The organism is Mesorhizobium sangaii, assembly GCF_014207355.1.
Taxonomy (GTDB): Bacteria; Pseudomonadota; Alphaproteobacteria; order Rhizobiales; family Rhizobiaceae; genus Mesorhizobium; species Mesorhizobium sangaii.
The window spans coordinates 22,939-34,521 of the sequence record NZ_JACHEF010000015.1 but is presented as its reverse complement, the minus strand read 5'-3'; the positions used below and the strand labels follow the sequence as shown (position 1 = coordinate 34,521).

The following is an 11,583-nucleotide window of genomic DNA, read 5'->3' as shown; positions in this document are numbered from 1 at the left end:
CACACTAGGTACGACCGATGTGCTCACACCTTCCTGTCGGCGATCGCCTTCGCTGCAGCCTTCATCTTCTGGATCAATGAGTCCTGACCCTAGCTTAGGCTAAGCCGCGCTTGACGTTGATTTGTGAAAAGCCCCTGTCGCTCGAAGGCCTGCGTCGCTCGGATTTGTCGTGTCTGGCTGATCCAGATCAAGGTTATCTCCTCATCGGCGTGGTTTCGTCGACTAGCCTTTCAAAGGAGAACGCATGTCTAACGGACAGTTTAGTCGTCACCATCAGCGTCTTGGCGGGTTTTGGACTTTTTTTATGGTAGTGGTCGGCTCCTTCAATGGATCGCGCCGCCGAACACCTCGGCGACCGGTCTGGATCAAGACCGACACGAAGAATAGCCAAAGCCAAAAGTCAGCCGAGGCGTTGGGGCGCGACGCGGCGGCCAGATTGTTCTCGGGACCGCAAACGCCGAACGCGATCTTCTGCGGCAACGATCAGATCACCGGCGGCGCGTGCAACACGCTGCGCGAGATTGGCCTGGCAGTACCTGCCGACGTCGCCATCGTCGGATTTGACAACTTGGACGTGATGGTGCGTGCGGCGCGATCGCAGCTGACCAGCATCGATGTGAACCTGAGCGCGCTCGGACACGAGGCTGTTGACCGCGTGCTGGAGACAATCGCCGAAGGGAAGCTGAGCGGCGTCAGGCGTCGGCCGTGTTCACTGGTCGTGCGGGCATCGTCGAAGCCGTGAGCACGCCAATGCGCTTCATTGCAGGAACGGATGCGTTCCAATGAACGAGTTCAAGCCGGTTCAGTTCGTTGATGTCGCGCTGGAGGGGGAATTCTGGCGCGAGCGGCTGGAGACGGTGCTGACACGGACCATTCCCACCCAGCACGTCCAGCTTGGCAAGCACGGTATCTTGCAGTCCCTGACACTGCCGAACCCGCCGCCGCTGAAGTCCGCGCCCAACCAGCACAATTTCGTGCAGGTGTTTTGGGATTCCGACGCCGGCAAGTGGATCGAGGCGGCATCCTATGCGCTGTCACACAGACCCGGCGCCGACATCGAGGCCAGGATCGAAAAGATCGTCGACGATCTCGAAAATGCACAGGCTGCCGACGGTTATCTGAACTGCTGGTACCTGCAGCGCGAGCCGGACAAGCGCTGGACCAACCTGCGCGACTATCACGAACTCTACAATCTGGGACATCTGCTCGAGGGCGGCATCGCCTACTTCCTCGCGACAGGCCGGCGCCGGCTCCTTGACATCCTTGAGCGCTATGTCGACCACGTGCGCGAGACGTTCGGTCCGAACCCCGGCCAGAAGCACGGCTATTGCGGCCATCAGGAGATCGAGCTTGCCCTCGTTAAGCTCTATCGCTTGACGGCAGAGAGAAAGCATCTCGACCTCGCGGCCTATTTCATCAACGAGCGCGGGCGCCAGCCGCACTACTTCGATCAGGAAGCGGTCGCGCGCGGGGAGAACCCTAGTGATTTCAGAGCGAAGAGGTATGAGTACAACCAATCGCACAGGCCGGTGCGCGAGCAGACCAAGGTGGTCGGCCATGCCGTTCGGGCGATGTACATGTTTTCCGCCATGGCCGACCTCGCGGCGGAACTGAACGACGACAGCCTCAAGAAAGCATGCGAGGTGCTCTGGGCCGATGTCATGACCTCGAAGATCTACATCACCTCCGGCTTGGGTTCGGCTGCCGCGAATGAAGGCTTTACTGAAGACCACGACCTGCCGAACGATACGGCCTATGCGGAGACCTTCGCCTCGGTAGCGCTGATCTCCTGGGCGCATCGGATGCTGCATCTCGATCTCGACGGCCGCTACGCCGACGTTATGGAACAGGCGTTGTTCAACGGCGCGCTGACCGGCCTGTCGCGCGATGGCGAGCACTATTTTTACTCCAATCCGCTGGACAGCGATGGGCGACACAGCCGATGGGCCTGGCACACATGCCTATGCTGCATGATGAATTCGTCGCGTCTCATCGCTTCGGTCGGAAGCTATTTCGTCTCGGCCAGCCAAGACGCAATCGCCTTCCATCTCTACGGCGGCATTTCGACGAACATCCGGCTTGCTACGGGAAATGTGTTCCTGCGGGAAACCAGCGCCTATCCATGGTTCGGCTCGATCAGGATCGAGGTCAGGCCTGACGCCCCGGCCGAGTTCGCCGTGAAGCTTCGCATTCCCGGATGGGCGCACGAAGCCGAAGCCTCGGTCGAGGGACATCCGATCGACGTGGAGGCATGCACACGCAACGGCTATCTTTCGATCTCGCGGCTATGGAATGCCGGAGACACGATCACCCTCGAGCTGCCGATGCCTCCCGAGCGCATCTATGCTCATCCCAAGGTCAGGCAGGACATCGGCCGGGTGGCGCTCAAGCGCGGACCGTTGGTCTATTGCGTCGAACACGTAGACAACCCCGGGGGGCGAGTGCAGCAGCTCAAATTGCCGCGAGACGCCTGGATCGAAACGGAGGAACGGGGCGATCTCTTCGATGGGGTGGTCACGTTGACCGCCCCCGCGAAGCGCGTCGTGGACCAAGGCTGGGGAGCAAGCCTGTACAGGAATGCGCCGCCCGTCGTTTCCGACTGCAGGCTAATCGCCCTGCCATACTACCTTTGGAACAATCGGGCGAAAGGCTCGATGCAAGTGTGGCTGCTGGAAAGCTGAATTCGGCGCTGTCGCCGCATGGAGAGCCCTCTTCTCAACTCAAGAATGTCGACAAGATGCAGTCAAGAAAAGTCTCGGATAGCATTTTCACTCATCTCGGGGACGGTCCAGCGATCCGTGCCCTAGTTTACGAGTTCCACGACCTGATTGAAAGCGGCTCTGCATTCAGCGGGGCAGGGCGCTTCACCGGTCAGGAACCGATGGCGTGAGAATCTCGCTTGCCGGCTGGCCATCCGCCTGGCTGGGCGGACCCAAAGACTGGTGCGACCAGCTGCGTCCGTGCCTGATAAGACTGCATCCGTCTTTGCCCATTTATGCGGACGTTCATGCGCAGTGGTTTGAAGCGATGCGGCGGGCACTGGAACCCAGCGCAATCGGTCCATGGTTTGCAGCTCGACTCCACCAGCATCTCACGCAGATAACCGACGCGATGGCGGCACGCTGATGGCCGGCTCCGACGACAGTTTCGACATCGTTATCGTCGGAGGCGGGCCGGTCGGACTTTCCTTCGCCGCGTCGCTGGGGCAGAGCGAACTGAAGGTGGCAGTTGTTGAACAGCAGCCCCTTGAAAGGTTGGCGGATCCGGCTTTCGACGGTCGCGAGATCGCGCTGACCCACGCCTCGATCAGAATCCTTCGCGAGCTCGGCGCCTGGGATGCCATCCCCGCTTCGCACAAATCACCACTGCAAGGCGCGCGTGTGCTCAACGGATCGAGCCCTTTCGCTCTGTGCTTCGATTCTCCCAGAGGATCTGGGGAACCACTCGGATTTCTGGTCCCAAATTGTGGCATCCGCGATGTCTTGTTCAAGATCATCCGCTTGCAGGATCATGCTCAGCTGATATGCGGCCACTCGGTCGTCGATGCAGCAACCAGCCATAAAAGAGCAGTCATAACGCTCTCTGATGGCAGGCGGTTGACCGCTCGGCTTCTCGTTGCGGCGGATTCGCGTTTGTCGGCAACGCGCGACCTGCTCGGCATCGGCGCCGATATCAATCGGCTCGGCAAGGCGATGCTGATTTGTCGGGTGAGGCACGAGCGGGCCCATCACCAGATCGCAGTCGAATGGTTCGATCACCATCAGACGATAGCGATGTTGCCGCTCATGGAAGGCGTGTCGTCGCTGCTTCTCACTTTGCACTTAAACGAGGCCGATAGATTGCTTGCTTTGGACGACGATTTGTTCCTGAGGGAATTGACGAACCGGTGTCGAGGGCGCCTCGGAGAGTTGACCTTGGCAAGCAACCGCCATAGCTATCCGCTGGTCACGACGTGGGCGCACAAGTTCTGGGCACCGAGCGCCGCACTCATCGGCGACGCTGCCATTGGTATGCACCCGGTGACTGCGCATGGCTTTAACATCAGCCTCAGTGGCCAGAAGCAACTCGCCCATAGAATCCTGACAGCATGTCGCGACCGGCGCGACATTGCCGATCCCGACATGCTCCACGGATACGAAAGCTGCCTGCGCCGGTCGGCTGCACCGCTCTATAATGCTACGAATTTACTTGTCGGACTCTACTCAGGCGAGCACTTGGCGGCACGGCTTGCAAGACATGCGGGGCTTCGCTTTGCCCAATATCTTCCCTTTGTCCGCCATGGCATTTCGGCCATGCTTAGGCGATGAAATCGCAGACAGTCTGGACTCCTGCGTTAGCAATCCAGCGTCCATGTGTCGTCGCCGGTACTAAGAATGATGCGGATGAAGGCGCGGCGCGGGCAAGACCTCAATGCGTTGCAATGCTGATCGACCTGGACGGGTTCAAATCCGTCAACGATACTTACGGTCACAGGACCGGTGATGAACTGCTTGTCAGGATCGCCCGCCGCATAGAGGAGGAAGCACCGGAAGGCGCAACGCTCGCCCGCATCGGCGGCGATGAATTCGTGCCGGCGGATCGGCAAACCCTGCACGAGCTTGGCTGCAGGATCGCTCAGGGCTTCCTGTTCTCCAAGGCGGTGCCCCTGAGCCAAGCACTTGACGTGGCAGTAAAAGAGCATGCCAAGGAGTTGTGACCGCCACCAGCCGCGCCGTCGCTCGCGGCCGCGCGCTCATGCATGGCGGATACAGAGATTTTCTTGTTTGACGTTGACAGTCCGCGCTGTGCGTCAGCCGGCGAACAGTTCCTTGTAGCCGGTCGTCACCATCCAGTTCGCCCGGTCGATATGGCTGCGAAGCCGCCTTGCGGCCGCGTACAGGTTCAAGGGCCGGGTCGATGCCGAGAATGAGATCGGCCATCTCCTCTTCGTTGTAATTCCGAGCGGGCGACCGTGCGCCTGACGGCGCGCGCCGGGTGCTCGTGAACCGAGCCCGCTTTTTCTTCGGCAAGCTCAGGCGGTCTCGGCCATTCGGCTTCGCCCCCTGCCGCGGGCAGCCTGTCGGCTGCTGACGGTCGCCGGCCTGACGGCCGGCGCGGTTTGTTAGTTGGCGCGCGATTGGTGAGCGGAGGATGAAACGATGCGTGCAAACAGCAAGCGTTCCGCCGGCGGAGAGGCTGGCGCAGGCAAGGGCGGGCGGCAAGGCGCCAGCCTCTATCAGGAAATAACCGACCGGGTCATCGTGGAGCTGGAGCGCGGCACCGTGCCGTGGGTCAAGCCATGGGGGAACGCAAAGGCCGGCCTCGGCCTGCCGAGGAATGCGGCCCCCGGTCGCTTCTATTCCGGCATCATATCCTGATCCTGTGGGGCGCGGTGATCGAGCGCTCATACCCCAGCCAGAACTGGCTGACCTTCCGGCAGGCGCTTGCCCTTGGCGGCAATGTCAGGAAGGGCGAACACGGCACGACCATCGTGCATGCCGACCGCTTTGTTCCCAAAGACGAGAAGGACCGCGCACGGGCCGATGGCGACGAGCCGCGGGCCGTGCCTTTTTTGAAGCGCTTCACCGTCTTCAATGTCGCGCAATGCGACAACCTGCCCGAACATCTCTGTGCCGCCGGCGAGCCGCTGCCTCAGCGCGAGATGTCCCGCAGGCTGAGACGCTCATTAGAGCCAGCGGCGCGGATTTCAGGATCGGCGGCCGTGTCCGACATCTTGCCATCCGTCCGCGCGCGGCGTCCTTGTGCCGCTTCTTGTGCGGCCCAACGGGTCGCTGGAAAGCTTCGAGATCGTCGCTGGACGGCGACGCTATTTCGCGGCCAAATCGATCGCCGACGAACGCGGCGAAGGCGATGCCTTGCTTGCGCCATCATGGAAGACGGCGATGACGCCGATGCGCTGGAGGGGTCGCTGATCGAAAACATCGCCCGCCTCGGTCCCGACGAGGTCTCGCAAAGGGAGACGTTTTCACGGCTAATCAGTCAGGGCCGCACCGTTCCCGACATCGCCGCGACCTTCGGCCTCACCGAGCTTTTGGTCAAACGCATTCTGGCGCTTGGCGACCTCTTGCCCAAGATCCGCGAAGCCTATCGACGCGAAGAGATCGACGCCGAGACGGCGCGCTATCTCACTATGGCCTCCAAGGCGCAGCAGAAGGACTGGCTGGCACTATCTGCCGATCCCGAACAATACGCGCCGCGCGGCTACCAGCTGAAGCAATGGCTGTTCGGTGGCCAGTCGATTTCGACCAAAGTGGCGCTGTTTGCGATTGAGGATTATCCCGGCCTGATCGTCTCCGACCTGTTCGGCCAGGACAGCTATTTCGCCGATGCCGATCTGTCTGGCAAAAGCAGAACGAAGCGATTGCCGCCAGACGCGACGCCTATCTGGAAGCCGGCTGGTGCGAGGTGGTCGGGCTGGAACCGGGAGAGCATTTCCACTCATGGGACCACGAAAAGACGCCGAAGAAGAAGGGCGGCAAGGTCGTCGTCACCGTCTCGCATCGCGGCGAGGTCGAGTTTCACGAGGGCTTCATGTCGCGCAAGGAAGCCCGCCGCGCCCGCGATCAAGGCGAGGGCGGCAACGAAGCTGAAACGCCCGCCAAGCCCTCACTTCCCGAACTCACCGGCCCGATGCAGAACTATGTCGACCTGCACCGCCGTGCGCGCCGCCATGCTCGACCATCCCGCCGTGGCGCTGCGCCTGATGGTGGCGCACGCCATCGCCGGTTCCGGCCTGTGGCAGGTGCGCCGCGAGCCGCAGCGCGCCGCCAACGAGACGGTGGCCGCCAGCCTTGCCGGCTGCAAGGCCGAAGCCGCCTTCGTCGAAAGACGGCGCGAGGTCTTGGCCCTGCTCGGCTCCCCGGACCAGGACGGCGCGATAGCCGGCGGCACTGGCGATGCCTTTGCTGTCGCCAGCGTCTTCGCCCGGCTTTTGTCGCTCTGCGACGACGATGTCTTGCGCGTTCTCACCGTCGTGGTGGCCGAGACGCTGGAAGCGGGCAGCGCCGTCATCGAGGCGCTCGGCAACCATCTGAACGTCGACATGGGCGCTTACTGGCAACCAGACGACGCCTTCTTCGACTTGCTGCGCGACAAGGAAGTCGCCAATTCGATGCTCGCCGTGTCGGCGGCAAGCATGTCGCGGACGGCAATGTCGCCGAGAAGGTCAAGACGCAAAAGAAGATCATCCGCGACTTCCTCACGGGCGAAAACGGCCGCAGACAAGTCGAGGCCTGGCTGCCGCGCTGGATGAAATTCCCAGCCGAAAGCTATACGGCACGCGGCGGTTTCCGCACCGCCGATCAGTGGGCCAGAGTGCAGCCGCTGTTCGCCTCAGAATCAGAATCAAGCCCGAGCGGCGGTTCTCTCAAGTGCCGCCGCTTGGGCGCCCGGGCGCCAGCATGCTGACTGGAAAGCGCACTTGACCGGAAGCGCGTCAGCGGCAGTCCCCTTATGCTGACGCACCGGTCTGCCATCAAAATCGAACTGTTAGATCTGCCTTGATGCCGTTCTCGCTCACGTCGCCCGAAAACTGGCCGGCGTAGGACAGACCGACCTTCGCGTTGGCAACGATGCCGACGTCAAAGCCTGCCTCGACGACAAGCGCATCCCTGGCGACCGACAAGCCTTCGACCATGAACGCCTGGCCGCCGGCGAGGGCGAGGCTCTGTTCCGCCGAGACATCGCCGAAGGCATGACTCCAGCCGAGCATGCCGCGCGCCGTAAGCGCGGTGTTTTCGCCAGCCAGTAATTCCTGCGAAAACCGCATGCCGAGTCTCGTGACACCGACATCGGTCGATCTGGGGAGCCCCGTGAGCGCAGTCAGCCCCCCGTCCTCCTGAAAACCATTGGTTTGCAGATGCACGTAGCGCGCGCCGGCAAAAGGCTCAATTGCGCCGTAGGCGGTATCGACCCGATAGCCCGTCTCTCCGAAAAGCTGCACAGTCTGGCCATCGTATGACGACGCATGCCGGTTGACGACGCCGCCGGGCAGCATGGCATGCCGCGCGGTGTCGATCTCATGTTGGGCGAATGTGGCACCCACACGCAGGCCAACGGCGTCCCACTGCGCGCCGCCATACAAACCCACTTGATAGCTGTCTACTGAGGCATGGCCGGTGGTGGAATTGACCGAAGTGCTGCCGTGACCGAGCAGCAGGCCAAGCCGCCACGTCTCGTTCACCATGCCATCGATACCGGTGACGATGCCGCCAAGGTGACGGTTGAAATCCGAGGCGTTGCCGTCGCTGCCGATATTTGCCCACGATCCATAGGCCTCCCCCCACAGCGTGATACCATGTCTGGTTGGCTGCATGGCGGCAAAGGCGGAGTTGGGGGCCGGTGCGGCTTCCGCTCCGTATTCGACCGGTTCGACAGTCGATTGCGGTCTTCCCGCCACGCCGCCGAAGGCGGAACGCATCCGATCGATGGCCGCCTGGCCGATGAACTGCCCGTCTTGCGCCAACACCCCCTTCAGCGTGGCGTGAATTTCTCCCGAAAGGGATTGGTACGTAGCGGAAAGGCTGTCCGCTGGGGTTGCCAATGCGACCGTGTTATGGATCGCATTGCCAAGCCCAAGCGCTTCAAGCGCGGCGGCCGTCGTCTTTTGGTTTCTGGTAAGGGCAAAGTCGGCAAAGCCGTGGCCATTGCGAGATACATCGAGGCGAACTTCATTCGGCAGGTACGACAGCGTCGTGTCAAAGAAAACAAAGCCTTGCGTGCCGTCGAATTTGCCGCTGACCCCGCCGGTCGAGGTGACGATGATATAGGTCTGGTCCATCAGCGCCTTTAGCCGCCGTCGCGGGTCGGCGCTGGCTTCCGGGGTGACCACCACCACGCCCCCCAACAGGGTTGTCGCGCCGTTGACGACGAGCTGATCGCCGTTGTTTCCATCAATCTCGATATGGAGCGCACTGCCCTTGTTGAAGATCACGTCGCCGGTCGACGTCAGCGTGCCGATCGAGTTGCCGGGCGACACGACGCCACCGCCGGCTGCTTCAATGCCGCCGACTGCGCCGATGCCGCCCAACGTGCCGAGGCTATTGACGACGACCTTCGAGGTGATCGAGCCGTCCACCGCAAGGAGGCCGCCATTGATCAATGTATCGCCTCTATAAGTGCTGCGGCCGGTTAGCCGCACCGTCCCGGCGCCGGATTTGGTAAGGCCTCCTAAGTAGTTGCCGGGGTCGGTAAGTTTGGCGGTGAGTGTGGTCACGAGTGCCTCATAGGCATTTAACTCGGAGATTGCGCCGGCGACCCGCTCCTCAGCGATTCCTCCCCGTATCGTATCAAGGTTCCCTTCGGGAGTACCGGTGAACTCGACGAATTGGGCCGTCCGCGGAATGCTCGTGTTGGGTGTCAGTGCATCGAATGCTTTCCAGAGGGCGACGGCGATCGGATTTGCCTTCATGGCCTTATCAGCCGCGTCGAGGGCCTCTTCGGAGCCGCCTTCAAATAGCGCGTCGTCTGCTTCCTCGCGAGCCCGCACCAGCTCGATCGCCTTGTTGAAGGCGTCAGGCGTCACCTCTGCCGCGACGTCGTTCCTGATTTTCTGGATGACCTCCTCGGTCACCCCGTCCTGCCAACGCTCGGCGATCTTCTTTGCTTCCCAATCGGCGATCCTCCGCTGGTCCTCGCCTCTGCGCTGATCCAGGGCGTCCTGCGAGATGTCGTTGCTCCAGACCTCCTCGCGCGAGCCGCGATAGAAGCCGGGCAGCTTTGCCTCGAAGCGCTCCAGGAACTGAGCGGGGCCTTTCAGCGCCTTCTCAAGATCGATGCGCCCCCAGCCGAAAACCGCGTCGACGCCGGCTTCGCCGAGGTCAGTTGACGTCGTTTTGAGGATTTCGTTGACCTCGCCATTGGCCAGGTAGGGGTAGCGTTCCTTCAGAACGGCGAAAGCGCCGGTGGCGAATGGACCGGCCATGGAGGTGCCGTTGAACTTGTCATAGGTCGGGTGCAAGCGGTCGTCGTTGACGATGTCGCCCGGCTTGAGGCCGGTGATGTCGCCCGCTGGAATGCTGCTGTTGATCTGGGTTCCCGGCGCGGCGATGCAATAATACTTCGCGTAGCCGCAATTGCTGGAAAAACTGCTCTTCGAATAGCCTTGCGGGCTTTCCGCGTCCGCGACGACGCTCATCGTCGTCAGCCAGTATTTTTCGATGTCGGGCACGAAGCTGGCAAGCCCGGCCATTGCGTCCGGCTCCAGGCCGTGGTCGTTGCCGGCCGAGAATTCGACGACGATACCGCTGCGCGCCGCCTTGATGGCGCCGTCATAGGCGCCGCCATCGGGGGTGCCGCGGATCGCCTCGATCTCCTGGAACTGCGAATAGGCCTGCGCGTAGGACCACGGCGAACGCGAGAGGCCGATGCCCCAGCTGTTGGTGATGATGTCGACGCCGGAATCGATCATCGCCTGCCAAGCCGCGCCATAAACGGCGCCGTCATTGCCCCTCACTCGACCATCCTCGGGTCCGGGGTCGTAGTTGCTCGCCGCGAAAAGGTCGGCGTCGAACGCCACGCCCATCGTGCCAGCGCCGTCCCTGTTGGCGCCGGCGATGCCCGCAACATGGGTCCCGTGCATCGAAATATCGTCACGGTCGATGAACTGCCGGCCGTCGGCGACAAACGGATCGCCGGCTTCCACCGGAATATAAGGGTCCGTATAGACGCGTGTCCCTGAGGTGGGGAGAAAGGTCAGCCGGCCGGCAAACTCTGGATGCGCCGCCCACACCGGCTGGTCGATGAAGCCGATTGTCGCGCCCTTGCCGGTGAAGCCCAAGGCATAGGCGGCATCTGCGTTGATCCCTCCGAGCCCGACGTTGCCGTTGAATTCGACGTCATGGCGCCAGCTCGCACGCGCCCCTTCCAGGTCGGAGGTCGTGCGGCCGTCAGCACGAACATACTGCTGCGCCTCACTTCCCGCCGACGCTGCGGCGAGCAGCGCCGCCGTTAGTGCCGTCGTTTTGAGATACTTGCGAAAGGTAGAGAGGGAGCGGGGATGCGCCGAGCTTTTGGTGCAATTGTTATAAAGCGTCATTTAAGAAGTCCTCTTACGCATCTTCAAGTCGAATTCTCCTTCTCCACCTTCGACGTTCGCGCGTGTGCGTGCAGTCAGCCTTCAATCAGTGTTGCCGCATCTCAATTAGCAAAGACCGTGCCAGCGCGCTCAGCGGGCAGTAAGCGCATGGTTACGCCTCGAAAAACCTCCACAGTGACCAGGGATGGCCGATTGCACCGAACCCGACATGTTTTCTGCCGCTGTCAGGTTTCGGACAGGCATCATCCGCGCTTCAAGGCGGTTCCGCGCCGCCGATCAGTGGCCGCTTGGGGCCTTTCCGGGCGGCGACGACTGCACAATTGACCGTCTTCGAACGCGTACTGCGCGAGGAATCCCGACGCCAATTCGACGCCATTCGGCAGCCCTGCAGCACGCTGGCATCTTGCTGAGGCGCCATGCGCATGGGCATAGCTGCCACTTGGGCAGGCCTCGGAGCGTGGGCGGACACCGGCGTCTGCATTGCCGCCTGCTTGTCGTGCTCGTCCGATCGCGCGGCCTTCTCTTTTGCTCTCTTCAAGGACCATTTC

Annotated in this window: 8 protein-coding genes and 1 pseudogene; 8 read left to right on the top strand and 1 reads right to left on the bottom strand. The window is 62.0% G+C overall.

The features are described 5' to 3' along the window. Positions 1-244 precede the first annotated feature (244 nt). The 8 genes and pseudogenes from HNQ71_RS33465 (at position 245) to HNQ71_RS33430 (ending at position 7,252) form a co-directional block, all read left to right on the top strand. On the top strand, positions 245-742 hold the full coding sequence (locus tag HNQ71_RS33465) for a substrate-binding domain-containing protein (RefSeq protein ID WP_246462459.1): 498 nt from the start codon (positions 245-247) through the stop codon (positions 740-742). A gap of 40 nt (positions 743-782) precedes the next feature. Then, a complete protein-coding gene (locus HNQ71_RS33460; RefSeq protein ID WP_184879087.1) occupies positions 783-2,681 on the top strand; it encodes a glycoside hydrolase family 127 protein in 1,899 nt (632 codons plus the stop codon). 163 nt (positions 2,682-2,844) lie between these two features. Then, the gene (locus HNQ71_RS36010) at positions 2,845-3,126 is read left to right on the top strand and encodes a globin domain-containing protein (protein WP_425492305.1); all 282 of its coding nucleotides are present in this window, start codon (positions 2,845-2,847) and stop codon (positions 3,124-3,126) included. Further along, a complete protein-coding gene (ubiM, locus tag HNQ71_RS33450; protein WP_184879081.1) occupies positions 3,126-4,307 on the top strand; it encodes a 5-demethoxyubiquinol-8 5-hydroxylase UbiM in 1,182 nt (393 codons plus the stop codon). The genes HNQ71_RS36010 and ubiM overlap by 1 nt, the downstream gene beginning before the upstream one ends. Next, positions 4,304-4,696 carry a GGDEF domain-containing protein gene (locus HNQ71_RS35605; protein WP_425492304.1) on the top strand — a complete coding sequence of 131 codons (393 nt, stop codon included), beginning with the start codon at positions 4,304-4,306 and terminating at the stop codon, positions 4,694-4,696. Before ubiM ends, HNQ71_RS35605 begins: the two co-directional genes overlap by 4 nt. A gap of 442 nt (positions 4,697-5,138) precedes the next feature. Then, positions 5,139-5,700 (top strand): annotated as a pseudogene (locus HNQ71_RS35335) (ArdC family protein); the annotation flags it as partial. A gap of 41 nt (positions 5,701-5,741) precedes the next feature. Then, positions 5,742-5,912 (top strand): hypothetical protein, encoded by a 171-nt coding sequence (locus HNQ71_RS35330; protein ID WP_343068322.1) that lies wholly within the window; start codon positions 5,742-5,744, stop codon positions 5,910-5,912. Continuing rightward, complete coding sequence (locus tag HNQ71_RS33430; RefSeq protein WP_246462456.1) at positions 5,870-7,252, top strand: ParB/RepB/Spo0J family partition protein; 1,383 nt, start codon at positions 5,870-5,872, stop codon at positions 7,250-7,252. Before HNQ71_RS35330 ends, HNQ71_RS33430 begins: the two co-directional genes overlap by 43 nt. Before the next feature lie 222 nt (positions 7,253-7,474). On the opposite strand, the gene HNQ71_RS33425 is transcribed toward HNQ71_RS33430, so the two are convergent. Next, the gene (locus tag HNQ71_RS33425; RefSeq protein ID WP_184879078.1) at positions 7,475-11,035 is read right to left on the bottom strand and encodes an autotransporter domain-containing protein; all 3,561 of its coding nucleotides are present in this window, start codon (positions 11,033-11,035) and stop codon (positions 7,475-7,477) included. Positions 11,036-11,583 lie beyond the last annotated feature (548 nt).

What these genes read in the sequence shown, in the direction of transcription:
- HNQ71_RS33465 (WP_246462459.1), top strand. Translation starts at nt 245, where the DNA reads ATGTCTAACGGACAGTTTAGTCGTCACCATCAGCGTCTTGGCGGGTTT.
- HNQ71_RS33460 (WP_184879087.1), top strand. Translation starts at nt 783, where the DNA reads ATGAACGAGTTCAAGCCGGTTCAGTTCGTTGATGTCGCGCTGGAGGGG.
- ubiM (WP_184879081.1), top strand. Translation starts at nt 3,126, where the DNA reads ATGGCCGGCTCCGACGACAGTTTCGACATCGTTATCGTCGGAGGCGGG.
- HNQ71_RS35605 (WP_425492304.1), top strand. Translation starts at nt 4,304, where the DNA reads ATGAAATCGCAGACAGTCTGGACTCCTGCGTTAGCAATCCAGCGTCCA.
- HNQ71_RS33430 (WP_246462456.1), top strand. Translation starts at nt 5,870, where the DNA reads ATGGAAGACGGCGATGACGCCGATGCGCTGGAGGGGTCGCTGATCGAA.
- HNQ71_RS33425 (WP_184879078.1), bottom strand. Translation starts at nt 11,035, where the DNA reads ATGACGCTTTATAACAATTGCACCAAAAGCTCGGCGCATCCCCGCTCC.